This window comes from Streptomyces hygroscopicus (assembly GCF_026168105.1).
GTDB classification, from domain to species: Bacteria; Actinomycetota; Actinomycetes; order Streptomycetales; family Streptomycetaceae; genus Streptomyces; species Streptomyces hygroscopicus_D.
In genome coordinates this window covers 27,473-52,172 of sequence record NZ_LBMW01000051.1, presented here as the reverse complement: position 1 = coordinate 52,172, position 24,700 = coordinate 27,473, and the positions used below count along the sequence as shown (strand labels likewise).

The following is a 24,700-nucleotide window of genomic DNA, read 5'->3' as shown; positions in this document are numbered from 1 at the left end:
CCGACGGCGGCGGCCCCGCGGCACGGGCAGGGCCGCCGCCGTCGGCGCCGCTCTCTTCCCTGCGCGTCCGCCTGGCCCAAAGCCCCGGCCGTCACCGGCGTCGACCGGGGCTCAGGCCCGGTCTCGGCGTCACCGCACCGGGTGACCCGCCGCCCTCAGCGACTCCTTCACCTCGCCGATGCGCAGGTCCCCGAAGTGGAACACCGAGGCCGCCAGGACCGCGTCCGCGCCCGCCGCGACGGCCGGCGGGAAGTCGGCCAGCTTGCCGGCGCCGCCGGACGCGATCACGGGCACGGTCACGTGCATGCGTACGGCCGCGATCATCTCGAGGTCGTAGCCGTCCTTGGTGCCGTCGGCGTCCATCGAATTGAGCAGGATCTCGCCCGCGCCCAGTTCGGCGGCCCGGTGCGCCCACTCGATCGCGTCGATGCCGGTGCCACGGCGGCCGCCGTGGGTCGTCACCTCGAAGCTGCCGGACGGGGTCCGGCGCGCGTCCACGGACAGCACCAGCACCTGGCGCCCGAAGCGCTCGGCGATCTCACGGATCAGGTCGGGGCGGGCGATCGCGGCCGTATTCACACCGACCTTGTCGGCACCCGCCCGCAGCAGCCTGTCCACGTCCTCGGCCGTGCGGACGCCGCCGCCGACCGTCAGCGGGATGAACACCTGCTCGGCGGTGCGGCGCACCACGTCGTACGTCGTCTCGCGGTTGCCCGAGGACGCGGTGATGTCCAGGAACGTCAGCTCGTCGGCGCCCTCGGCGTCGTACACCTTGGCCATCTCGACGGGGTCGCCGGCGTCGCGCAGGTTCTGGAAGTTGACGCCCTTGACGACCCGGCCGTTGTCCACGTCCAGGCAGGGGATGACTCGGACCGCCAGGGTCATGAATCCACGGCTCCTCTTGCTGCTTCTAGCCTCTGAAGGCTTCCAGTTCCACTTCGACAAGGATGCGCGGGTCGACGAAACCCTCCACGACCAGCAGGGTCGAGGCCGGGCGCACGGAGTCGAAGAGCTCCTTGTGGGCCCGGCCCACATCGTCGACGTCCCGCAGATGGGTCAGGTACATCCGGGTCCGGAGCACCGATTCGGGGCCGAGCCCGAACTCGGCGATCGCCTCGAGCGCGCTGCCGAACGCCACCTTGGCCTGCTCGTACGGGTCTCCCTCCCCGTACAGCACCCTGCCCTTGAAGGAGGTCGTCCCGGCCACCAGCACACGGTCACCCGCCGCGACGGCGCGTGCGAACCCGAAGGACTCTTCCCAAGGACTTCCGCTCTGCACACGCCGCACGGCATCGGACGTCATGACGACACAGCCTCCAAGGCCTCTTCCAGGGTGAACGCCTTCGCATAGAGCGCCTTCCCGACGATCGCGCCCTCGACACCGAGCGGGACGAGGCCGGCGATCGCGCGCAGGTCGGCCAGGGACGACACCCCGCCGGAGGCCACGACCGGGCGGTCCGTGGCCGCGCAGACGTTCTTCAGCAGCTCCAGGTTCGGGCCCTGGAGCGTGCCGTCCTTGGCGATGTCGGTGACCACGTACCGCGCGCAGCCCTCCTTGTTGAGGCGCTCCAGCGTCTCGTAGAGGTCACCGCCGTCGCGGGTCCAGCCGCGGCCGCGCAGGGTCGTGCCGCGTACGTCGAGACCGACCGCGATCTTGTCGCCGTGCTCGGCGATGACCTTGGCGACCCACTCGGGGGTCTCCAGGGCGGCCGTGCCCAGGTTCACGCGTGTGCAGCCCGTGCCCAGAGCGGCGGCCAGTGTGTCGTCGTCCCGGATGCCGCCGGACAGCTCCACCTTGATGTGCAGCTCCGCCATGCGCTCGGCGACCTCGGCGATCAGCGCACGGTTGTCGCCGGTGCCGAACGCGGCGTCGAGGTCGACCAGGTGCAGCCACTCGGCGCCCGACCGCTGCCAGGCGAGGGCGGCCTCCAGCGGGGAGCCGTACGAGGTCTCCGTACCGGACTCGCCGTGCACCAGGCGGACGGCCTGGCCGTCGCGGACGTCGACGGCGGGGAGGAGTTCGAGCTTGGCCATGGTCTACAGGGTTCCGATCCAGTTGGTGAGCAGCTGCGCTCCGGCGTCGCCGGACTTCTCGGGGTGGAACTGCGTGGCCCACAGGGCACCGTTCTCCACGGCCGCCACGAAGGGCTTGCCGTGCGTCGACCAGGTCACCTTGGGGGCGTGCAGCACCGGGTTGTTCGTCTCGAGCTGCCAGTCGTGGACGGCGTAGGAGTGCACGAAGTAGAAGCGCGCGTCCGGGTCCAGGCCGGCGAACAACTCGGAGTCGCCGGGTGCCTCGACGGTGTTCCAGCCCATGTGGGGCACGACGTCGGCCTGGAGCGGCCCGACCGTGCCCGGCCACTCGTCGAGGCCCTCGCTCTCGACGCCGTGCTCGATGCCGCGGGCGAACAGGATCTGCATGCCGACGCAGATGCCCATCACAGGGCGACCGCCGGCCAGGCGGCGTTCGATGATCCAGTCACCGCGCGCCTGCTTCAGTCCTTGCATGCAGGCGGCGAAGGCACCGACGCCCGGCACCAGCAGGCCGTCGGCGTTCATGGCCTTGTCGTAGTCGCGGGTGATCTCGACGTCGGCTCCCGTGCGTGCGAGGGCACGCTCGGCGGAGCGGACGTTGCCGAAGCCGTAGTCGAAGACGATGACGTTCTTCCGAGCGCTCAATTCCACACCCCCAGCCGCATGACGCCCGCGACGAGGCACAGCGCCGCGCCGATGGAGAGCAGCACGATCAGGCTCGTCGGCATCTTCTGCTTGACGAAGGAGATGATCCCGCCGAGCAGGAAGAGACCGACGACGATCAGTGCGGTGGAGGTGCCGTTCACAGCGCGCCCTTCGTGGAGGGAAGGATTCCGGCCGCGCGCGGATCGCGCTCGCTGGCGTAGCGCAGGGCCCGTGCCAACGCCTTGAACTGGCACTCCACGATGTGGTGCGCGTTGCGTCCGTACGGCACGTGCACGTGCAGCGCGATCTGGGCCTGGGCGACGAAGGACTCCAGTATGTGCCGGGTCATGGTGGTGTCGTACTCGCCGATCATCGGCGCCATGTTCTCCGGCTCGGTGTGCACGAGGTACGGGCGGCCGGACAGGTCGACGGTCACCTGGGCGAGCGACTCGTCGAGCGGGACCGTGCAGTTGCCGAAGCGGTAGATCCCCACCTTGTCGCCGAGCGCCTGCTTGAAGGCGGCGCCGAGCGCGAGGGCGGTGTCCTCGATGGTGTGGTGCGAGTCGATGTGCAGATCGCCTTCGGTCTTCACGGTCAGGTCGAACAGACCGTGCCGGCCGAGCTGGTCGAGCATGTGGTCGTAGAAGCCGACGCCGGTCGCGATGTCGGTCCTCCCGGTCCCGTCGAGGTCGATCTCGACGACGACCGATGTCTCCTTGGTGGTGCGCTCGATTCTTCCGAGGCGTCCCTCGCGAGTCATGCGCTCTGCTCCTTCTTCAGTTCACGGACCGCGTCGAGGAACGCGTCGTTCTCCTCCGGGGTTCCTGCGCTGACGCGCAGCCACCCCGGTACTCCGTTGTCCCGGACCAGGACGCCCCGGTCGAGGATCTTCCGCCAGGCCTCGTGGGCGTCGGCGAACCGCCCGAACTGCACGAAGTTGGCGTCGGACCCGACGACGTCGTAGCCGATCGCGCGCAGCTCGGCGACCAGCCGGTCGCGCTCGGACTTCAGCTGCTCGACGTACTTCAGCAGCGTGTCGGTGTGCTCCAGGGCGGCCAGGGCGGTCGCCTGGGTGATCGCCGACAGGTGGTACGGCAGCCGTACGAGCTGGACGGCGTCCACGACCGCAGGGTGCGCGGCGAGATAGCCGAGCCGGAGGCCGGCGGCCCCGAACGCCTTCGACATCGTCCGTGAGACGACGAGATTCGGCCGACCTTCGATGAGTGGCAGCAGCGAGTCGCCGTGGCTGAACTCGATGTATGCCTCGTCCACGACGACCATGGACGGCTTCGCCGTCTGCGCGGCCTCGTACAGGGCGAGGACCGTCTCGGGGGGCACCGCGTTGCCCGTCGGGTTGTTGGGGGTCGTGACGAAGACGACGTCCGGCCGGTTCTCGGCGATCGCCTGCTCGGCGGCGGCGAGGTCGATCGTGAAGTCCTCGTTGCGCGGGCCCGAGATCCAGCCGGTGCCCGTGCCGCGCGCGATGAGCGCGTGCATCGAGTACGACGGCTCGAAGCCGATCGCCGTGCGGCCGGGTCCGCCGAAGGTCTGCAGCAGTTGCTGGATGACCTCGTTGGAGCCGTTGGCCGCCCAGACGTTCTCGATGCCGACCTGGTACTTGCCGGTCTTCGTCAGGTACTCGGCGAGCCTTGTGCGCAGTTCGACCGCGTCCCGGTCCGGGTAGCGGTTGAGGTCGCGGGCGGCCTCGCGGACGCGCTCGGCGATCCGCTCCACCAGCGGTTCGGGCAGCGGGTACGGGTTCTCGTTGGTGTTCAGCCGTACGGGGACGTCCAGTTGGGGCGCGCCGTAGGGGGACTTGCCGCGCAGCTCGTCCCGTACGGGGAGATCGTCGATTCCAGTCACTTGCCTTGGGGTACCTTCCAACCGAACCTGGCCTTGATCGCCGCGCCGTGCGCCGGCAGGTCCTCCGCGTCCGCCAGCGTCACCACATGGTGCGCGACCTCGGCGAGCGCGTCCCTCGTGTAGTCGACGATGTGGATGCCGCGCAGGAAGGACTGGACGGACAGACCCGAGGAGTGGCAGGCGCAGCCCCCCGTGGGGAGCACGTGATTGGAGCCCGCCGCGTAGTCGCCCAGCGACACCGGCGCCCAGGGGCCGACGAAGATCGCGCCCGCGTTCCGTACCCGGCCCGCGACGCCGGCGGCGTCCGCCGTCTGGATCTCCAGGTGCTCGGCTCCGTACGCGTCGACCACCCTCAGGCCCTCGTCGATGCCGTCGACCAGCACGATCGCGGACTGCTTGCCCGCGAGCGCCGGCCGGATCCGGTCCTCGATGTGCTTGGTGGCCTCGACCTGCGGCTCGAGCTCCTTCTCCACCGCGTCGGCCAGCTCGACCGAGTCGGTGACGAGGACGGCGGCCGCCAGCGGATCGTGCTCGGCCTGGCTGATCAGGTCGGATGCCACGTGCACCGGGTCGGCGGTCTCGTCCGCGAGGATCGCGATCTCGGTGGGACCGGCCTCGGTGTCGATGCCGATCTTGCCGGTGAAGTAGCGCTTGGCCGCGGCGACCCAGATGTTGCCGGGGCCGGTGACCATGTTGGCGGGCGGGCAGGACTCGGTGCCGTGGGCGAACATGGCGACCGCGGTCGCGCCACCGGCCGCGTACACCTCGTCGACGCCGAGCAGCGCGCACGCGGCGAGGATCGTCGGGTGCGGAAGGCCGCCGAACTCGGCCTGCGCCGGGGAGGCGAGGGCGATCGACTCGACGCCGGCCTCCTGCGCGGGCACGACGTTCATGATCACGGACGATGGGTAGACGGACCGGCCGCCGGGCGCGTACAGCCCGACGCGCTCCACCGGCACCCACTTCTCGGTGACCGAGCCACCGGGTACGACCTGGGTGGTGTGGGTGGTGCGGCGCTGCTCGCGGTGGACCAGGCGGGCGCGGCGGATGGACTCCTCCAGGGCCGCGCGCACGGCAGGGTCGAGCTGGTCCAGCGCCCCGCTGAGCGCCTCGAGGGGCACCCGCACGGACTCGAGCCGCACACCGTCGAACTTCTCCGCGAAGTCGATCAGCGCCGCGTCGCCCCGATGATGCACGGCTTCGCAGATCGGACGCACCTTCTCCAGTGCGGCCTGAACGTCGAAGTCGGCTCGGGGCAGCAGGTCGCGCAGGGCGGGGCCCTCGGGGAGGGCGTCGCCGCGCAGATCGATACGGGAGATCACAGGCCCAATTCTCTCAGACGGCGCCGACCCGCTGGACGCCCGTATCAATGGCTGATACGGAGCGTGCGCGGCCGGACGGGCTGCGTGCCCGGGGCGCCGCAGCGGGCTCCCGGCGGGACAGGGGTCGCCCCCGGTCACGGTGCTCCGGACGGCAGGGAGCTGTGCCGGGGCCCGGGGCGGCTCGGCGTGTCGGAGTCGGGCGGTGCGGGTGCGTCGGAGCGGGGGGCGGCGCGCGGGCGGCACACCTCCCGTGCCGGTGCCGTTGTGCGGGCGCGGCATGTCGAGGCACGTCGAGGCACGTCGAGGCACGTCGAGGCTGGGACGGCGACATGTGTCCGGCTCGGGAACCCGGGTCCGGAGAGCGCGAGCCGGATCCCTGCCGTCGGCGTGTCGCAGGCGGGGCCGTGGTCCGGTGGGCGCACGCCGCAACCGGGCCCTCGGCCGGCGCAGGCGGGGCCGTGGTCCGGTGGGCGCACGCCGCAACCGGGCCCTCGGCCGGTGTCGGCGGCCCTCCGGGCGACGTATGCGGAACCGGGGCAGGCGGCGCCCGGCCGAGCCGCGACTTCGGTCCGGACGGCGCATGCCGTGCGTGCCGGGCCACCATCGGCGGGACACGCCAAGGGCAGCCCCCATCCATCCAGGCAGCGGATGCCACTGCGACGGCCGACGCGGCGTGTCGAAGCCGGGCCGCCGGGTCCGGACAGCGCGTGCCGCAGCCGAGGCCCATCGGCGTGTCGAGCCCTGCCGGTGGTTCGCGCAAACCGTACCGGCCGGCCCAGGGCTTCACGCGACCCCGGCCGGGCTCGGCCCGGCGCCTCACGCACCCCCAACGAGCTCGGCCCAATGGCCCGCATGCGGCGCGGCGTGGCTGGATCCGGTGGTTTCGGCGGCGTGGGCGATGGCCGGATCCGATGGCTGATACGACGCCCGGAAGATCCGCTTCACCAGTAGCGTTCGGCCCGTCACACAGCGGGCATGAACGGTCCTACGAACCCGCGAGTAGCTGGGGAGGAAGGAAGAGCCGTGACCGAAGGTGCCGGCATCCGCACCGGGGACCTGCCGGACGATCTGACCGCCTCCGAGGCCGGGATGTGGCAGGCCTTCCGCAACGGGAGCGTGTACGACCTGCGCAGCGGGGACAGCGTCGTCGACGACCCGCACGGCGGCCACCCCTGGGGACCCGAGCGCAGTGTGCGGGCGCGGATCGTGGCCTGGCTGCTGCTGGACGGGCCGCCCGCACTCGCCGGGCGTGTCTCCTCCCTGAAGCTGACCGGGGTGCAGATCGTGGACACGCTGGAACTCGCGGGAGGCACGATCGTGCCGTACGTGGAGCTCAAGGGCTGCCGGTTCGAGAAGGAGATCCTGCTGCCGGAAGCCCACTTCACGACCCTTCGGCTGGTGGACTGCTCGGTGCCGCGCCTGGAGGCGGCACGGGTGCACACGGAGGGCGATCTGCATCTGCCGCGCTGCCGCTTCCAGAACGGGGTCCGGCTCACCGACGCGCACATCGGCACCGATCTGCTGCTCAACCAGGCCGTCGTCTACCGGGACCGGCGCGGCTGTTCGATCACCGCGGACGGAATGACCGTAGGACAGGACCTCCAGGCCGAAATGCTGGAGTCGCACGGCGAGCTGAGTCTGCGCAGCGCCAAGATCGGCGTGTCGCTGAGCCTTCGCGGCGCCCAGCTGAACAACCCCTACACCCGGCTGGCGCTGAACGCCCCCCAGCTGACGGTCGAACGGACGATGTATCTCACGCCTGCGGGCGTCGGCAATCCGCTGCTGACCAGCGGCACCACGCCCGCGCGCGGAACCCGGGTGCAGCGGTTCGAGTGCCGGGGCGGGGTCCGGCTGGACGACGGGCGGTTCGGGGACGCGGTCGACCTGGACCGGGCCCGGTTCGTCCTCGACGAGGACCAGGAGCTGTCACTGCGCCGGCTCCAGACTCCCGAGCTGCGCTTCCTGGGCGAGCGGCCCGGGCGCGGCAAGGTGATCCTCTCGGGAGCGCGGATCGTGACCCTGATCGACCGGTGGACGAGCTGGCCCGGCCCCGGCGATCTGCACATGGGCGGCTTCACCTACGAGAACCTCGTCCCGCAGGACGCCTTCCCCCTCACCCGGCGCCTGGAGTGGGTGGCGGCGGCGACCGCCGAGTACGCCCCGGAGCCTTACGAGCGTCTCGCGGCCGTGCTGCGCAACTCCGGGGAGGACGAGGACGCGCGCGAGGTGCTGCTCGCCAAGCAGCGGCGCCGCCGCGAGACGCTGCCGCTCGCGGCCAAGCTGTGGGGATACGCCCAGGACTGGACGGTGGCCTACGGGTACCGGCCCGGCCGTGCGGCGGTGTGGATGGCGGTGCTGTGGGCGGCGGCGTCGATCGCCTTCGCGCACGCGAGTCACCCGCCGGTCAACAAGGACGGGCATCCCGAGTGGAACCCCTCCCTCTTCGCCCTGGACCTGCTGCTCCCGTTCATCGACCTCGGGCAGCAGGGCCAGTGGCAGATGAGCGGGGCCTGGCAGTGGGTGCAGACGGTGGTGATCCTGCTGGGCTGGATCCTCGCGACGACGGTCGCGGCGGGCGCGACACGCCTGCTGCGGCGCAGCTGACCGGGAGCCTGCCCATGGCGGCCCAACAGCTGAGAAACGGTCACCTTTTGTGCATTCTTGACTCTTGGGAACGCAACTGAATGCGGTTTACGCATTCGTGCTGGCGCCGCCCCGACCTGCGGCTTTTCAATGGTCGACACCATGGCACTGCTGCCCCCGTTCATGCGTACGGCACGGACGCTCCGTCGCCCCTCCCACGTCGCCGCCGGGCTGCCCGCGGACGACGAGGTCCTGCTGGACGCGCCCGACGAACGTCTGGCACCCGCCCTGGTCGCGGCGGGCCGGGGCGACCACGGCCCGGCGGCCGGACTGCTCGCGGCCACGCGGGAGGCCGCCGCCTGGGAGGACCGCGACCGGTATGTGACGCGGCTCGCCGCCTTTGCCTGCTCGCGCGCCGAGTGGTTCACGGACTGGTGTGCCGCCGCCCCGGACGATCCGGACGCGCTTGTGGTCGGGGCGGAGCTGGCCGTGGCACGGGCCTGGGAGTCGCCCGCCCGCTCCGAACTCCTCCGCCAGATGGGCCCGTTGATCCGGGCGGCGGCCGAGGGCGATCCGCGCGACCCGGTGCCGTGGCGGGTGGCGCTCGACCACGCCCGCGGCACCAACGCGGGCCACGCCGAGTTCGAGCGGTTGTGGGCCGAGGCCGTGCGCCGTTCCCCGCACCACTACGGCTGCCACGTGGCGGCTCTGCAGTATCTGTCGGCCCCCTGCTGCACCCGGTGGGGAAGCACGCCCCACACCCGCCGCGGCTCCCACGGCGAGTGCTTCGACTTCGCCGAGACCGCCGCCCAGGACACGCTGCCCGACTCCCTGGTGCAGGCGCTGCCGGTACGCGCGGCCTTCGCCTGCCTGACCGAGGGCGGCGAGCCGGTCGTGGGCCGGAAGCGGCTGAACGCGGCGGCGGACCGGGCGATCGTGCTGTCGTCCCGGTACACGGAAGCCGACCCGTGGCCCGCGGAGGTGCGCAACCTCCTCACCTGCGTGCTGGTCGCGCTCGAGCGCTGGGAGGACGCGTTGACACAGCTGCGCATGATCGGCCCGTACGCCACCTCCGTTCCCTGGGACCACTTCTCGGACGATCCGCTGGGCCAGTTCCTGGAGGTCCGGGAGGGTGTCCGCCGGGCCGTGGCATCGCCCCGGCCACCACGTCCGACCAGGCCTCTCCTCCCACGAAGTGGGCACGCCGGACGCGTGTGCTGCTGCGGCCATTAGGCTTTCGGGTCGTGACCACCGTCCGGCTCCCGCTCTTCCCGCTGAACTCGGTGCTGTTCCCGGGGCTCGTGCTCCCGCTGAACGTCTTCGAGGAGCGCTATCGCGCCCTGATGCGCGACCTACTGAAGACACCCGAGGACGAACCGCGCCGCTTCGCCGTCGTCGCCATCCGCGACGGCCACGAGGTGGCGCCCAGCGCCCCGGGCATGCCCGACCCGACCGCCGTGCCCCAGCGCGGACCAGCGGCCGGCTTCGGCTCCGACCCGGCCAAGGCGTTCCACGCGGTCGGCTGCGTCGCGGACGCGGCGACGATCCGCGAGCGGGCCGACGGGACGTTCGAGGTGCTGGCGACGGGCACGACACGCGTCCGTCTGCTGTCGGTGGACGCGTCGGGCGCGTATCTGACGGCCGAACTGGAGGAGCTGCCGGAGGAGCAGGGCGACGAGGCGGGCGCGCTCGCCGAGGGGGTGCTGCGCGCGTTCCGGCAGTACCAGAAGCGGCTGGCGGGGGCACGGGAGCGGTCCCTGTCGACAGGTACGGACCTGCCGGACGAACCGGCGGTGGTGTCGTATCTGGTAGCGGCCGCGGTGATGCTGGACACGCCGACGAAGCAGCGGCTGCTCCAGGCCCCGGACACCGCCTCGCGCCTGCGTGACGAGCTGAAACTGCTTCGCTCGGAGACGGCGATCATCCGCAGTCTGCCCTCGTTGCCGGCATCGGACCTCACGCGTGGTACGACGAGTCTCAACTGAGGCGCATGGGCCTGGTTCGGCCACTGGCACGGCCGGAAACCTGTGTGAGTCGAGGTCTTCTACACGAAGACCGGCGGGTCGACGGTCACCGCACACCTCGGGTTCCGCACCACCGCCGGCACCATGACGTACGGGGGCAAGAAGACCATCGGCGTCAACGAACGGGCAACAGCACCTGGACCATGGACTACCCGTGCAGCAGGGACTACAAGGGGCTGATCAAGGTCGACGGCCAGGGGACCTTCGACACCCCCTGGGCGACCTGCTGAACCTGCGTACCCGCCGCACCGCCCCCGCCCGGGACCGTTCCGGGCGGGGGCGGTGCGCGTCCGGCCGTCTGGGAGGATGAAGCCCCATGGCCAGGAAGTCGAAGAAACAGCAGTCGGGCGGAACCCCGGCGACGGTGGCGCTGACGGCCGCCGGGGTGGAGTTCACCGTCCACTCCTACGACCACGACCCCGCGCACCCCTCCTACGGCGAGGAGGCGGCCCAGGCGATGGGGGTTTCCCCCGACCGGGTCTTCAAGACGCTGGTGGCGGACGTGGACGGCGCCCTGGTGGTCGGGGTCGTCCCGGTCGCGGGCTCGCTGGACCTGAAGTCGCTGGCGACCGCGGTGGGCGGCAAGCGGGCGGCGATGGCGGATCCGACGCTGGCGGAACGCACGACGGGGTACGTGCGCGGCGGCATCTCCCCCCTGGGCCAGCGCAGAAAGCTGCGCACGGTACTGGACGCTTCGGCGTCCTCGCACACCACGATCTGTGTGTCGGCGGGCCGCCGGGGCCTGGAGGTCGAACTGTCGCCCGAGGACCTGGCGAAGCTCACCGGGGCGACCCTGGCGCCGATCGCCCGTGCGTGACCACTCGACTAACGGGCCGTCCTCGAGTAGTACGGAAATATGTCGAAGAGGACACGCAAGCGCAAATGGCGCATGAAGAAGGGCCATGCGAACCACGGCCACCGTCCGGCGTAATCACGCCCTCACATCGGCGCCGGACAGCCTCACACGGCTGCTCCGGCGCTCCCGGAGTACGCAGGGGCCCATCACAGGGTGGGCACCGAGTGCACGCCGCCGCGCACGTCCACAACGCCTGCGGCCTTACGCCCGCGGCCTTGCGCTGCGGCCTTATACCTGCGGCGCAGACCCGTACGGTTCCGCGTACGGATCCGGATCCCGGGGCCCGAACAGCGCCGTCAGTCCGAGGTGCACCAGCAGCGCGGCCAGCGGCCACGCCAGCAGTGCCCCTTTCGCCCCGAGCTTCAACGGCGCGGAGAACGTCACTCCCTTGCCCACGGCCTTCGCGTGCGCGATCACGTTCTGCGTGGGCCCCAACCAGACACCCACCCGCCAGGCGAGCAGCGACCCCAGCAGGCCGCCCACGCCGAGCGCCACCACCAGCGGCACCCCGCCCCGCTTGCGCACCAGGAAGACGACCAGCGCGCTGACCGCGCCGAAACCGAGCGCGAGCAGGGTGAACGTCCCGTCCACCCCGATGGCCTGCTCACCCTCGGTGTCCTTCAGATAGACGACCCAGTTCTTGTCGACGAGGTCCCCCACCAGCGGCACATGCGGCGCCAGCCACGACCACAGCACCCCGAGCAGCGCCCCGGCGAGGGCGACGCCCACCGTCGTCACGGCGGCCTCCCGCACCTCGGTCTTCATGCCGGGCCCGTCCGCCCCGTACAGGGCCGTGGCACCGTGCGGAGCAGGGCCCACCCCCGACGGGGCGGACACGGCTTGCCACGCGTCGTGCGAGGAATGCGGCGGCTGTTCATGCGGGGGCGGAGGCGGAGTCAACGGAGCGGTCACCTTCACATCCTGCCAGGCGGGTCTGTCGGCCGCGTCACCGGACGGCCGCCCGGCGGTACGCCCAGGTCGCCAGGGCGAGCGAGGCCACTCCGACCGCGGCGCACACGGCCAGGTCACCGAGGACGAACGCCCAGTCCGGATGCCCGCCGAAGGTCCGCGCAAACGCCTCGACACCGTAGGTGGAGGGCAGCAGATCCCGCGCCATCTGCACGGCCTCCGGCATCCGGTGGGCCGGCAGCACCCCCAGCAGCAGCGCCGCCGACATGCCCAACTGCCCGAACAGGGTGGCGAGTTCGGGCCGCGGAGCGAGAAGGCCGAGCGCCGCTCCCAGTCCGGACAGCGCGGCCCCGGAGAGGGGGATCACGGCCGCGAGGACCCATAGATGCGCGAGCGGCAGCCCGAACAGTACGCATCCGAAGACGGCCGTCACCACCGTCCCGGGCACCGTGAAGGAGGCGTATGCCCCGGCCGCCCCCAGCACCACCGCCGAAGCCGGCACGGGCAGCGTGGCGTAGTGGTCGAGCCCGCCGCTGCCTCGCAGCTGGCCGAAGTACTGCGCCAGCAGGTTGAGCCCGACGTACGCGACGACCAGCACGGAGGCTCCGGCCACCACGGACCGCGCGTCGGCGCCGCCGGCCACGACGCCACGCATCATGATCATGATGCCGATCGACTGGAACGTCGCCACGAACAGCAGCGGGATGCGCGCGACTCGCGCCCGGGACAGCTGCGCCCGGTACACGGCGGCGAGCGAAGGCCACAGCCGCGCCCGCGCGCCGAGGACGGCCTCGTCCCTGGCGCCGCCGTCCGCCATCCCGGCGCCGGGCAGAACCTCGGCGGGTACGACACTCACGTCGCGCTGCTCCTCTTCGTTCCTGCCGCCGCCCCGTCCCCCACGGGCGCGACGCCCCTACCGCCCCATACGGACACGACGTCCCGCGCGCTCATGCCTTCACCAGCCCCTGGGTGCTGCCGCCCAGCGCGAGATACACATCCTCCAGACTCGGGGTGGCCAGCGTGAAGTCGTCGAGGGCCGCGAACGCGGCGCCTCCGGTGACCGTGGCGACGGCCGCCCGTGCCTCCTCGGGAGCCATCCGCAGCGACCAGCGGCGCCCGGACTCGACGGCACGGGCGCGCAGCGCGGCGACCTCGGGCACCTCCAGCGGCGCCTGCTCGCGCCACACGAGCTCGACGCGCACCTCGCCCGCGACTCGTTCCTTGAGTCCGGCCGGCGTGTCGCAGGCGATGACCCGCCCCCGCTCGAGGACGGCGACCCGGTCGAGGACGGTCTCCGCCTCGATGACGTTGTGTGTGACCAGCAGAACGGTGGTCCCGTGCTCGGCCCGGCGCCGGTCCACCGCGCCCCACACCGCGCGCCGCGCCACCGGGTCCATTCCGGTGGTCGGTTCGTCCAGCACGAGCAGCGGCCGCTCCCCCACCAGCGCGGCGGCGAAGCAGGCGAGCCGGCGCTGGCCGCCGGAGAGCTTCTTGAGCGGCCGTGAGGCGATCGGCGTGAGCCCGAGCTCGTCGAGTACGGCGTCCCGCTGTTCCCGCGCCTGCCGCAGTTCGAGACCGCGCAGCCGCCCGGTCGTCTCGACGGCGAGCGAGACGGTCAGCTCGTCGAGGGCGGTGGACTCCTGCCCCAGGTAGGCAAGGATGCGCGCGGCCCGCTCGGGATGCCGCACGATGTCGTGTCCGAGGATCTCGACGCTGCCGCGGTCGGGCCGCATCAGCCCGGTCAGCTGCCGTACGAGGGTGGACTTGCCGGCGCCGTTCGGTCCGAGCAGTCCGAAGACCTCACCGCGCCGGATGTCCAGCCGTACGTCGTCGGTGGCCCGTACCCCGGGTGTCCCGGGCGCACCGCGCCGGCCCCGTACCGGCGGATAGGTCTTGGTCAGCCCGCGCACGGCGCACACGACATCGCCACCTTGCGGTTGTGCCTGGGCGGTGCGCGTACTCACAAGGGACGAGGGTACGGGGTCCGCGACCCGGAACCGCGCCCGGGGCGGCTCATCCGCGCGCGACCTGCCCTGCCCGTCTACTCGCCGGCAGGGACGTGCTCGGTCGTCGTCCGCTGGTCGATCTCCCGCCAGAACCCGGCCCTGATCGCATACCGGTCGTGCTCGTCGATCTGGTCGTCCTTGTGCGCGAGCAGCCCGAACCGCGCCGCATACCGCAGCAGTTCCCCGTCGATACGATGCGGCACCCGTGGATACATGCCCGACAGCTTCTGCAGGTGCGACTGGTCGGCGAGCCGCTCGATCCACCGCCGCGCGAACACCTGTCCTACCTCGTACGGGTCACCGCCGACCGTGGTGATGTCCTCCTCCCGGTCGGCCCACCGCTGCTCCGCGGTCGTCAGCTGCGCGAGCGTCGGCAACGAGGCGGCCTCCGGCGACTCGGCGGCGACCGGCCGGTCGACCCAGCCCTTGTCGGAGGACCAGCGCAGCGTGGCCCCCGCGGGCTGCTGCACGGCCTGGGTGCCCGGCGCCCGCAGCGCCGCCAGGTCCTTGGGCGTCGGTACGCCCTTGGACGTGGCCACGCGCTCCTGGGTGCCGTTGGCCGAGGCGGCCGCCGGGACGTGTTCCGGTTCGGCGGCGGGCCGGTCCGCAGTGGCCGCGAGCGCCGACTCGGGCAGCGGCGCCGACAGGATCGCGGCGATCTCCGGCCGCGGCACCGGCGGGGGCGCGCACACCCCGCTCAGTTCCTTGGCGCGTACGGCCTTGGTGATCCACGCGCGGTCGAGCACGCGCCGCTCGTCGGCCTCGGCCACCAGGTCCTCGGACTGGTTGTAGTCGCCGTCCGCCGCCTGCACGGCCCACAGGTGCACCGCGACCCCGTGCTCCTTCGCGGCCATCATGCCCGGCAGCAGATCGCCGTCGCCGGTCACGAGCACGATGTCCGAGCAGGCACGGTTGCGGGCCAGCTCGGTCAGCTCGGCGTGCATCGCCGCGTCGACGCCCTTCTGCGCCCACCGTCCGTCGCTGCGGGTCAGGGCACCCAGGCGCACGGTCACCCGCGGCATCACGCGCAGCCTGCGGTGTTCCGGCTGCGGTACGCGGTCGGGGGCGCCGTCGAACCAGTAGATGCGCAGCAGCGGCCGTTCGGTGTCGGACTCGGCGCGCTCGCGCAGTCCCTGGATGAGGGCGGCGTGGTCGACGGTGATCCGGGACCTCGATGGCTCCCCGGCGAGCAGACTGGCGGCAGCCCCGAGCAGATACCCGGCGTCCACCAGGACGATGCAGCGGTCCACGCGATCCACCCTCTTTCCGGGAGGTTTGCTTCGGGCTTCCTTCGAGTCTGCCCGACCGTGGGGAGGTTAACGGCCCGAACTCGATCTTCGGCGTGGCGGATCGAGGCCCGGGTCCCCGAACGAGCCCTGTCACAGACGGTAATTGTCCGACATGCGACTGATGTCAGCCTATGTGAATCTGGTCCCGGCCCTGGCCCCTACATCCCCCAGGAGGCATCACCATGGCCAAGAACAAGAACCGCAAGCAGGCCGGCCCGCAGAACCGCCCCTCCCAGGCCGAACAGTCCAAGGAGCGCACGCACAGGCCCGCAGCGGAGTCGCACGAGTCCCCGATACCGCAGACCCAGGGCAGCCCCGCGGATGTTGCCCGTAAGCAGCAGAAGCGCTTCGGCCACAACTGAGGCCGGCGTCCGGGCTCGTGCTGTGTCCTATGCAGTGACACACATGCAGTGACACACACGGAGGGGCGCACCCTGCATGGGGTGCGCCCCTCGCCCGTGCCGCACTCCCGGCCGGTCAGCCCGCCAGGCAGGACGGGCCGAGCAGGACCTTCAGGTCGCCGTAGAGCGCGGGGTCCGGCTTGACCCGGTGCCGGTCCAGCCGCAGGACGGTCGTCTTGCGGGGCCCCTGAAGCTTGATCCGGACCTCGCTGTCTCCCTTGTGCTGGCTGAGGATCTCGCCGAGACGGCTCACCATCGGCGGGGTGACCTTGATCGCCGGGATGGTGAGCACCACGGGCGCATTGGTTCCCGCGTTCGACAGGTCCGGGACCATCAGCTCCATCGCGACCAGCCGCGGCACGTCCTCACGCTTGTCGAGGCGGCCCTTGACGAACACCACGGCGTCCTCGACGAGCTGGGTCGACACCAGCTGGTAGGTCGCCGGGAAGAACATGCACTCGATCGAGCCCGCGAGGTCCTCGACGGTGGCGATCGCCCAGGCGTTGCCCTGCTTGGTCATCTTGCGCTGCAGGCCCGAGATGATGCCGCCGATGGTGACCACCGCGCCGTCCGCGTGCTCGCCTCCGGTGAGCTGGGCGATGCCCGCGTCGGCCTTGTCGGAAAGCACGTGCTCCAGACCGAAGAGCGGGTGGTCGGAGACGTACAGACCGAGCATCTCGCGCTCCTGGGCGAGCAGATACGTCTTGTCCCACTCCTCCTCGGTGAAGATGACGTCAAGGCCGAAGCCGGGCTCGCTGCTCTGCTCCTCGCCCATGCCGCCGAACAGGTCGAACTGCCCCTCGGCCTCCTTGCGCTTGACCGCGACCACGTTGTCGATCATCGGCTCGTACTGCGCGGTGAGGCCCTTGCGGGTGTGCCCCATGGCGTCGAAGGCACCGGCCTTGATCAGCGACTCCGTGGTGCGCTTGTTGCAGACCACGGCGTCGACCTTGTCGAGGTAGTCCGGGAAGGACGTGTACTTCCCCTTGGCCTTGCGGCTCTTGATGATCGACTCGACGACGTTCGTACCGACGTTGCGCACCGCGGAGAGGCCGAAGAGGATCACGTCGTCGCCCTGCGCGGCGAAGTTCGACTCGGACTCGTTGACGTTCGGGGGGAGCACCCTGATGCCCATGCGGCGGCACTCGTTCAGATAGACGGCCGACTTGTCCTTGTCGTCCTTGACCGAGGTGAGCAGCGCTGCCATGTACTCGGCGGGGTGGTTCGCCTTGAGGTACGCGGTCCAGTAGGAGACCAGGCCGTACGCCGCGGAGTGGGCCTTGTTGAACGCGTAGCCGGCGAACGGGACCAGCACGTCCCACAGGGCCTGGATCGCCTCGTCGCTGAAGCCGTTCTTGCGGGCGCCGGCCTGGAAGATGGTGAAGTTCTTCGCCAGCTCCTCGGGCTTCTTCTTACCCATGACCCGGCGGAGGATGTCGGCCTCGCCGAGCGAGTAGCCCGCGATGATCTGGGCGGCCTTCTGCACCTGCTCCTGGTAGACGATCAGGCCGTAGGTGACGTCCAGGACCTCCTTGAGGGGCTCCTCGAGTTCCTTGTGGATCGGCGTGATCTCCTGCTGCCCGTTCTTGCGCAGCGCGTAGTTGGTGTGGGAGTTCATGCCCATAGGGCCCGGGCGGTACAGGGCCGACACGGCGGAGATGTCTTCGAAGTTGTCGGGCTTCATCAGGCGCAGCAGCGAGCGCATGGGTCCGCCGTCGAACTGGAAGACGCCGAGAGTGTCGCCGCGCTGGAGCAGTTCGAAGGTCTTCGGGTCGTCGAGCGGCAGACCCAGCAGGTCGATGTCGATGCCCTTGTTGGACTTCACCATCTTGACGGCGTCGTCCATGATCGTCAGGTTGCGCAGTCCGAGGAAGTCCATCTTCAGCAGGCCGAGCGACTCACAGCTCGGGTAGTCCCACTGGGTGATCGTCACCCCGTCGGTGTGGCGGACCCAGACGGGCACGTGCTCGGTGATGGTCTCGCTGGACATGATCACGCCGGCGGCGTGCACACCCATCTGGCGGACCAGGCCCTCGACACCCTTGGCGGTGTCGATGACCTTCTTCACGTCGGGCTCGTTCTCGTACATCCCGCGCACCTCGCCCGCCTCCGAGTAGCGGGGGTGGCTGGGGTCGGTGATGCCGGAGAGCGGGATGCCCTTGCCGAGGACGTCGGCGGGCATGGCCTTGGTGATGCGGTCGCCCATCGCATACGGGTAGCCCAGCACGCGCGCGGAGTCCTTGATCGCGTTCTTGGCCTTGATGGTGCCGTACGTGCCGATCATGGCGACCTTGTCGGCGCCGTACTTCTCGGTCACGTACCTGATCACCTCGACGCGCCGACGCTCGTCGAAGTCGATGTCGACATCGGGCATCGAGATGCGCTCGGGGTTGAGGAACCGCTCGAAGATCAGGCCGTGCGGGATCGGGTCCAGGTCGGTGATGCCCATGGCGTAGGCGACGATCGAGCCGGCGGCGGAGCCCCGGCCGGGGCCGACCGCGATGCCGTTGCGCTTGGCCCACATGATGAAGTCGGCGACCACGAGGAAGTATCCCGGGAACCCCATCTGGATGATGACGTCCATCTCGTACTCGGCCTGCTTCTGACGGTCCTCGGGGATACCGCCCGGGAAGCGGCGCTCCATGCCGCGGCGGACCTCCTCCTGGAACCAGGTGACCTCGGTGTAGCCCTCGGGGATGTCGAACTTGGGCATGAGGTCGCGCTTTTCGAACATGCCCGTGGTGTCGACCTGCTCGGCCACCAGGAGGGTGTTGCGGCAGCCCTCCTGCCAGGCGTCCGAGGAGTCGATGGCGTACATCTCGTCCGTGGACTTCAGGTAGTAGCCGGTGCCGTCGAACTTGAAGCGGTCGGGGTCGGAGAGGTTCTTGCCGGTCTGGATGCACAGCAGCGCGTCATGGGCGCCCGCCTCGTGCGCGTACGTGTAGTGCGAGTCGTTGGTGACGAGCGGCGGGATGCCGAGCTTCTTGCCGATCTCGAGGAGGCCGTCGCGGACCCGGCGCTCGATGTCGATGCCGTGGTCCATCAGCTCCAGGAAGTAGCGGCCCTTGCCGAAGATGTCCTGGTAGTCGGCGGCCGCCTTGAGGGCCTCCTCGAAGTGGCCGAGACGCAGCCGGGTCTGCACCTCGCCCGAGGGGCAGCCGGTGGAGGCGATCAGCCCCTCGGACCACTGGGCGATGGTCTCCTTGTCCATGCGCGGCCACTTCTGCAGCCACCCCTCGGCGTATGCGTCCGAGGAGAGACGGAAGAGGTTGTGCAGACCTGTCTTGTCCGCCGCCCAGATGGTCTTGTGGGTGTAACCGCCGGAACCGGAGATGTCGTCCCTCTTCTGGTGCGGCTGGCCCCAGAGGATCTTGCGCTTGTTGCGCCGGGATTCGGGGGCGACATACGCCTCGATGCCGATGATCGGAGTGACCCCGGCCTTCGTCGCGGAGTGGAAGAAGTCGTACGCCCCGTGGAGGTTGCCGTGGTCGGACATGGCGATGTGCGTCATGCCCATCTCGTTGCACGCGTTGAACATGTCCTTCAGCCGCGCGGCACCGTCCAGCAGCGAGTACTGGGTGTGGACGTGCAGGTGCGTGAACGGCGGCTTCGACACGGCTGGGGCCTCCCATATGCAAGTGTGGCGCGGAGCGCCTCGTTCAGGGCGGTGGTCGGGTGACGGGCGGGCGTACGTCGACCGGCCTCCGACTGGCTGTGGGCGGTCGGAGGGACAGCGTCGAAGTCTATGCCCCGGCACTGACACCCGGCGGGATTCCCCGCGTACCTTCATCCGGAGGACACGGGCCGCGTACCCGTACCTTCGTGCGACGGACACCGGCTCATCTCCGTGTCCTCGTACGGGGGTCACGGGCACTCCCGCGTACCGTCGTCCGTTGGAAGGGGACGGACCGTCCGTCCCACACGTCACGCACCACCTGCACCTGGAGGCACCCAGCGATGTCGGTTCCGCAGCTCAGCGCCGAGCAACGCGGCGAGGAGATCCTCGCCGTCTTCGACACCGCCTTCGGCGAGCTGCTCGCCGCCGACCCGGCCGCGTTCCGCGTGAAGTTCCGCAAGATGGCGGCCTCCGCCTTCGCGTTCTACCGGGGCACGGCGTGCCTCTTCTACCACGACCTGGACGCGGAGAAGCGCGGCGGCCCGTACCTGGACGACCGCACCTCGCGCGTGTGGATCCACGGCGATCTGCACGCGGAGAACTTCGGCACGTACATGGACGCCACGGGCCGCCTGATCTTCAATGTGAACGACTTCGACGAGGCGTACGTCGGCCCCTTCACCTGGGACCTGAAGCGCTTCGCCGCCTCCATGGCCCTGATCGGGTACGCGAAGGCGCTGAGTGACGGCCAGATCAGCGAGCTCGTCACGGTCTACGCGGCCGCCTACCGCGAGCGCGTCCATGCCCTGGCGACCGGCGCCAAGAGCGACGAGGTGCCGCCCTTCACCCTGGACACCGCCCAGGGCCCGCTCCTGGACGCGCTGCGGGACGCCCGCTCGCTGACCCGCTTCGGGCTGCTGGACTCGATGACCGAGATCCGCGACTTCGAGCGCCGCTTCGCGCCGGGCGGCGGCTCCATCGAGCTGGACGCGGCCACGCGCTACAAGGTGCTCGCCGCCTTCGACGGCTATCTGGAGACCCTGCCGGAGTCGTCCCTGGCCCGCCCGGACTCCTACCGGGTGAAGGACGTGGTCGGCCGGCGCGGCATCGGCATCGGCTCGGCGGGCCTGCCGTCGTACAACATCCTGCTCGAGGGCAACAGCGACGCCCTGGAGAACGACGTGATCATCTACATCAAGCAGGCCCAGACCCCGGCCGTCTCCCGCCACATCACGGACCCGGCGATCCGCGACTACTTCCAGCACGAGGGCCACCGCACGGTGATCTCCCAGCGGGCCCTGCAGGCGCACGCCGACCCGTGGCTGGGCTGGACGGAGCTGGACGCCGCGGGCCAGCTGGTCGCCGAGGTGTCGCCGTACGCCGTGGACCTGGACTGGGGCGACATCGACGACCCGGAGGAGATCGCGGCGGTCGTCGCCGACCTCGGCCGGGCCACGGCCGCGATGCACGCGGCGGCGGACGACCAGTCCGGCGAGTCCCTGGTGCCCTTCTCCACGGAGCGTGCCATCGACGCGGCGATCGCCGCCGACGAGGCGGGCTTCGAGGACCTGCTGGTGGACTTCGCACACGAGTACGGGGCACGCGCGCGTGCCGACCACCAGATCTTCGTCGACCTTTTCCGCAACGGCCGGATCCCCGGTCTGTGAGTTCTCCCAGCCGTTCCCGCACAACGCTCCCGTAACGCATGGCGTCCTTTTAAGGGGCCCTTACGGGAGCGCGTGGGACACTCTTCCCTGCTATGGACATATCCGGGACCCAGCTCAGAGCCGTACGCGCGGCGCTGTTCACGGCGGTGGTCGTGACGCTCAGCACCGCGTCGCACGTCCTGCTGTCCGAGGTCCCGCTGCCGATGGGGACGGTGGCCGCCATCGGCGCCGCCGTCTTCGTCGTCGCGTATGCGCTGGCGGGCCGCGAGCGCGGCTTCGGAAAGATCGCCGCCCTGCTGGTCCCGCTGGAGCTGACCGCGGACACGGTCTTCACCACGGGCCAGCAGGCCTGCTACGGCAGGGCGGGCGGCCCGGTCACCGGCCCACTGCGCTCGGTCGGTCTGGACGTCCTGTGCAGCGGCGGCAGTGTGGGTACGCCCCTGACCCGGGTCACCGGCACCGGAGCCGACCGGATCACGGCTCTGCTCGAACACGCCGACCCGGCGACCGCCTGGCTCCTGCTGGCCGCCCATGTGAGCGTGGGGCTCCTCGCGGCCGCCTGGCTGCGCCGGGGTGAGCGGGCACTGGCCCAGCTGCTGCGCGCGGTGGCCGCGAGCACATTCCGGCCACTGCTGATCGCGGTCGCCGCAGTGGCGGTACGTCTGGCCCCGGTGCGCCGGGCCCGGCGGCCCCTGCACCGCGTCGTCATCGTCCGTACCCGCCTCTTCGTGCACTCCCTGGGACGGCGGGGCCCGCCGCGCTCGGTCGCCTTCGTCTGAGGCACCCGAAGCATCCGAGCACCGGAAGCCCCCTTTTCCCCTTTCAGCAACTCCGCGCACAGAGTGTGCGCGCATCCCCATGGAGATCACCCAATGAGCAAGCGGAACAGCCAGGAGGCGAAGACGGCGGCCCGTGAGCGGCTGCGTCAGGAGCGCGAGCGCCAGGCCAAGCGCGACAAGGTCAAACGGCAGGTCATCGTCGCCTGCGCGATCGTCGGCGTCCTCGCGATAGCCGGCGGGATCGGCTACGCCGTCGTCCAGGCCAACAAGCCCGGCCACTGGGAGGCCGTCAAGAGCGACAAGGTCGTGGCGCCCGCGAACACCACGGGCACCGACGGCACGACGGTGGTCATCGGCAAGAACACCGCGAAGAAGACCCTCAAGGTCTACGAGGACCCGCGCTGCCCGATCTGCGCCCAGTTCGAGGAAACCGTCGGCGCGACCGTCAAGAAGGACCTCGACGACGGCAAGTTCAAGATCCAGTACATCGGCGGCACCTTCATCGACGGCGACCAGCTCGGGAAGGGCACTGTCGGTACGCGCGGCGAGGGCTCCAAGAACGCGATGAGCGCCATGGGTGCGGCTCTGAACGTCAGCCCGGAGGCCTTCCTCGAGTACAAGAGCGCGCTGTACTCGAAGCAGTGGCACCCGGACGAGACGGACGACAAGTTCAAGAGCGACGACTACCTGATCAAGGTTGCCGACACGGTCCCGGCCCTGAAGAACAACACCGCATTCCGGAACGCGGTGAAGAACGGCACCTACGACGCCTGGGCGTTGGCGATGTCGAAGACCTTCGACACCAACAAGGACCGCGTGACGGGCACCCCGAGCTTCGTCATGAACGGCAAGATGCTCACCACCCCCGCCGGCAACCCGCCGATGACGGTGAACGAGTTCAACTCGCTGGTGGACCCGGCGCTCAAGGCCTGAACGGGCACCCGACGGGGCACCCCGGGCAACCGCTGAACGAAGAGCGGGCGAACTTTTGAAAGTTCACCCGCTTTTCGTTCGTACCGATCAGTAATCTGATCGCCCGTGACCAGTCGCTACAGATCATCCGCGAGCGCCAACTCCCCTTCCCCGCGCCGCCGTACGGTCGTCAAGGCCGCAGCCGCCACCGCCGTCCTCGGCGTCCCGCTCGCCGCCGCCCTCCCGGCCCGCGCCACCACCGGCGCCCCCGCCTTCCTGCACGGCATCGCCTCCGGCGACCCGCTGCCCGGGGGCATCCTGCTGTGGACCCGGGTGACCCCCACCCCCGAGGCTCTGCCCGGCTCCGGGCTCGGTCCCGACACCGAGGTGAGCTGGGCCATCGCCCGGGACAAGGCGTTCACGAACATCGTCGCCAAGGGTTCCGTCACGGCGACCGCCGCTTCCGACCACACCGTCAAGGCGGACGTACGGGGCCTCGAGCCCGCCACGGACTACTGGTTCCGCTTCTCCGCCGGGGGCACCGACTCCCCCGTCGCCCGCACCCGTACGGCCCCGGCCGCCGACGCCGCCGTGTCCGGACTGCGCTTCGGCGTGGTGACCTGCGCCAACTGGGAAGCCGGCTACTTCTCGGCGTACCGCCATCTGGCCGCCCGCGCCGACCTGGACGCATGGCTGCACCTCGGCGACTACATCTATGAGTACAAGAGCGGCGAGTACGCGGCACGCGGCAAGGTCGTCCGCCCGCACTCGCCGACGAACGAGATCATCACGCTCGCCGACTACCGTGTCCGGCACGCCCGTTACAAGACCGACCCCGATCTCCAGGCCCTGCACGCGAAGGCGCCGGTCATCGCGATCTGGGACGACCACGAGTTCGCCGACAACGCCTGGTCGGGCGGCGCGGTCAACCACACCGAGGGCGCCGAGGGCACCTGGACGGCCCGCAAAGCGGCCGCGAAGCAGGCGTACTTCGAGTGGATGCCGGTCCGCCCGGCCATCGCGGGCACCACCTACCGCCGGCTGCGCTTCGGCAAGCTCGCCGACCTCTCGCTCCTCGACCTGCGCTCGTTCCGCTCGCAGCAGGCTTCCGCGGGCAGCGGTTCGGTCGACGACCCGAACCGTACGATCACCGGCCGCGCCCAGCTCGACTGGCTCAAGGCGGGCCTGGCGGCGTCCGACACCACGTGGCGCCTGGTCGGCAACTCCGTGATGATCGCCCCATTCGTCATCGGCTCGCTCTCCGCCGACCTGCTCAAGCCCCTCGCCAAGCTGCTCGGGCTGCCGCAGGCAGGCATCGCCGTCAACACCGACCAGTGGGACGGCTACACGGAGGACCGCCGTGAACTCCTGGCCCATCTGCGCAACAACGCCATCACCAACACGGTGTTCCTGACCGGCGACATCCACATGTCGTGGGCCAACGACGTGCCGGTCGACGCCGGGACGTACCCGCTGTCCCCTTCGGCCGCCACCGAGTTCGTGATCACCTCGGTCACCTCCGACAACCTCGACGACATCGTCAAGGTCCCCGAGGGCACCGTCTCGGCCGTGGCCGCACCGCTGATCCGCGCGGCCAACCGGCATGTCCACTGGGTGGACACGGACCGCCACGGTTACGGCGTACTGGACATCACCCCCGAGCACGCCCAGATGGACTACTACGTCCTGTCCGACCGCACGGACGCCAACGCCCGCTCGTCCTGGGAGCGCTCGTACCGCACGCGCAGCGGAACGCAGAGGGTCGAGCGGACGTACGACCCGGTGTAGTCCCGG

At 70.6% G+C, this 24,700-nt stretch carries 22 protein-coding genes; 9 read left to right on the top strand and 13 right to left on the bottom strand.

The features are described from left to right. Positions 1-129: 129 nt before the first annotated feature. The 8 genes from hisF to hisD are packed head-to-tail and all read right to left on the bottom strand — an operon-like array spanning position 130 to position 5,864. Positions 130-885 carry an imidazole glycerol phosphate synthase subunit HisF gene (gene hisF, locus AAW14_RS32820; RefSeq protein WP_265568078.1) on the bottom strand — a complete coding sequence of 252 codons (756 nt, stop codon included), beginning with the start codon at positions 883-885 and terminating at the stop codon, positions 130-132. A gap of 25 nt (positions 886-910) precedes the next feature. Further along, positions 911-1,303 (bottom strand): RidA family protein, encoded by a 393-nt coding sequence (locus tag AAW14_RS32815; protein WP_265568077.1) that lies wholly within the window; start codon positions 1,301-1,303, stop codon positions 911-913. Beyond that, positions 1,300-2,034: a bifunctional 1-(5-phosphoribosyl)-5-((5-phosphoribosylamino)methylideneamino)imidazole-4-carboxamide isomerase/phosphoribosylanthranilate isomerase PriA gene (gene priA / locus AAW14_RS32810; RefSeq protein WP_265568076.1), complete on the bottom strand. Its 735-nt coding sequence runs from the start codon at positions 2,032-2,034 to the stop codon at positions 1,300-1,302. The genes AAW14_RS32815 and priA overlap by 4 nt, the downstream gene beginning before the upstream one ends. A 3-nt stretch (positions 2,035-2,037) precedes the next feature. After that, positions 2,038-2,685 (bottom strand): imidazole glycerol phosphate synthase subunit HisH, encoded by a 648-nt coding sequence (hisH, locus tag AAW14_RS32805; RefSeq protein ID WP_265568075.1) that lies wholly within the window; start codon positions 2,683-2,685, stop codon positions 2,038-2,040. After that, positions 2,676-2,840, bottom strand: coding sequence for a hypothetical protein (locus AAW14_RS32800; protein WP_265568074.1), 165 nt, complete (start codon positions 2,838-2,840; stop codon positions 2,676-2,678). The genes hisH and AAW14_RS32800 overlap by 10 nt, the downstream gene beginning before the upstream one ends. Beyond that, positions 2,837-3,439: an imidazoleglycerol-phosphate dehydratase HisB gene (gene hisB / locus AAW14_RS32795; RefSeq protein ID WP_265568073.1), complete on the bottom strand. Its 603-nt coding sequence runs from the start codon at positions 3,437-3,439 to the stop codon at positions 2,837-2,839. The genes AAW14_RS32800 and hisB overlap by 4 nt, the downstream gene beginning before the upstream one ends. Continuing rightward, a complete protein-coding gene (locus AAW14_RS32790) occupies positions 3,436-4,542 on the bottom strand; it encodes a histidinol-phosphate transaminase (RefSeq protein WP_265568072.1) in 1,107 nt (368 codons plus the stop codon). Before AAW14_RS32790 ends, hisB begins: the two co-directional genes overlap by 4 nt. Continuing rightward, entirely contained in the window at positions 4,539-5,864 is a 1,326-nt protein-coding gene (gene hisD / locus AAW14_RS32785; RefSeq protein ID WP_265568071.1) for a histidinol dehydrogenase, read from the bottom strand. Before hisD ends, AAW14_RS32790 begins: the two co-directional genes overlap by 4 nt. 1,023 nt (positions 5,865-6,887) lie before the next feature. Between hisD and AAW14_RS32780 the strand changes: the two genes are divergently transcribed. The 4 genes from AAW14_RS32780 to ybaK all read left to right on the top strand — a co-directional run bounded on the left by AAW14_RS32780 (position 6,888) and on the right by ybaK (position 11,288). Continuing rightward, positions 6,888-8,468, top strand: a complete 1,581-nt coding sequence (locus tag AAW14_RS32780; protein ID WP_265568070.1) for an oxidoreductase — start codon at positions 6,888-6,890, stop codon at positions 8,466-8,468. A gap of 141 nt (positions 8,469-8,609) precedes the next feature. After that, a complete protein-coding gene (locus tag AAW14_RS32775; protein ID WP_416223412.1) occupies positions 8,610-9,680 on the top strand; it encodes a hypothetical protein in 1,071 nt (356 codons plus the stop codon). Positions 9,681-9,691: 11 nt separating this feature from the next. Next, positions 9,692-10,432, top strand: a complete 741-nt coding sequence (locus tag AAW14_RS32770; RefSeq protein ID WP_265568068.1) for an LON peptidase substrate-binding domain-containing protein — start codon at positions 9,692-9,694, stop codon at positions 10,430-10,432. Positions 10,433-10,787: 355 nt separating this feature from the next. Beyond that, entirely contained in the window at positions 10,788-11,288 is a 501-nt protein-coding gene (gene ybaK / locus AAW14_RS32765; RefSeq protein WP_265568067.1) for a Cys-tRNA(Pro) deacylase, read from the top strand. A 267-nt stretch (positions 11,289-11,555) separates the two neighbouring features. On the opposite strand, the gene AAW14_RS32760 is transcribed toward ybaK, so the two are convergent. From AAW14_RS32760 to AAW14_RS32745, 4 genes are all read right to left on the bottom strand, one after another. Next, entirely contained in the window at positions 11,556-12,239 is a 684-nt protein-coding gene (locus AAW14_RS32760) for an AAA family ATPase (RefSeq protein ID WP_265568066.1), read from the bottom strand. A 34-nt stretch (positions 12,240-12,273) separates the two neighbouring features. After that, positions 12,274-13,092: an ABC transporter permease gene (locus tag AAW14_RS32755; protein ID WP_265568065.1), complete on the bottom strand. Its 819-nt coding sequence runs from the start codon at positions 13,090-13,092 to the stop codon at positions 12,274-12,276. Positions 13,093-13,183: 91 nt separating this feature from the next. Then, positions 13,184-14,155, bottom strand: coding sequence for an ABC transporter ATP-binding protein (locus AAW14_RS32750; protein WP_265568079.1), 972 nt, complete (start codon positions 14,153-14,155; stop codon positions 13,184-13,186). Positions 14,156-14,277: 122 nt separating this feature from the next. Beyond that, positions 14,278-15,492 (bottom strand): NYN domain-containing protein, encoded by a 1,215-nt coding sequence (locus AAW14_RS32745; RefSeq protein ID WP_265568064.1) that lies wholly within the window; start codon positions 15,490-15,492, stop codon positions 14,278-14,280. 221 nt (positions 15,493-15,713) lie between these two features. On the opposite strand from AAW14_RS32745, the gene AAW14_RS32740 reads away from it, so the two are divergent. Beyond that, complete coding sequence (locus AAW14_RS32740) at positions 15,714-15,893, top strand: hypothetical protein (protein ID WP_265568063.1); 180 nt, start codon at positions 15,714-15,716, stop codon at positions 15,891-15,893. Positions 15,894-16,008: 115 nt separating this feature from the next. Here AAW14_RS32740 and dnaE read toward each other — a convergent pair whose 3' ends face one another. Further along, a complete protein-coding gene (gene dnaE, locus AAW14_RS32735) occupies positions 16,009-19,548 on the bottom strand; it encodes a DNA polymerase III subunit alpha (protein WP_265568062.1) in 3,540 nt (1,179 codons plus the stop codon). Positions 19,549-19,889: 341 nt separating this feature from the next. Between dnaE and AAW14_RS32730 the strand changes: the two genes are divergently transcribed. The 4 genes from AAW14_RS32730 to AAW14_RS32715 all read left to right on the top strand — a co-directional run bounded on the left by AAW14_RS32730 (position 19,890) and on the right by AAW14_RS32715 (position 24,694). Then, entirely contained in the window at positions 19,890-21,215 is a 1,326-nt protein-coding gene (locus AAW14_RS32730; RefSeq protein WP_265568061.1) for a DUF2252 domain-containing protein, read from the top strand. 92 nt (positions 21,216-21,307) lie between these two features. Next, positions 21,308-21,994 (top strand): hypothetical protein, encoded by a 687-nt coding sequence (locus AAW14_RS32725; RefSeq protein ID WP_265568060.1) that lies wholly within the window; start codon positions 21,308-21,310, stop codon positions 21,992-21,994. 93 nt (positions 21,995-22,087) lie between these two features. Then, the gene (locus AAW14_RS32720; protein WP_265568059.1) at positions 22,088-22,927 is read left to right on the top strand and encodes a thioredoxin domain-containing protein; all 840 of its coding nucleotides are present in this window, start codon (positions 22,088-22,090) and stop codon (positions 22,925-22,927) included. Positions 22,928-23,032: 105 nt separating this feature from the next. Continuing rightward, positions 23,033-24,694 (top strand): alkaline phosphatase D family protein, encoded by a 1,662-nt coding sequence (locus AAW14_RS32715; protein WP_265568058.1) that lies wholly within the window; start codon positions 23,033-23,035, stop codon positions 24,692-24,694. Positions 24,695-24,700 lie beyond the last annotated feature (6 nt).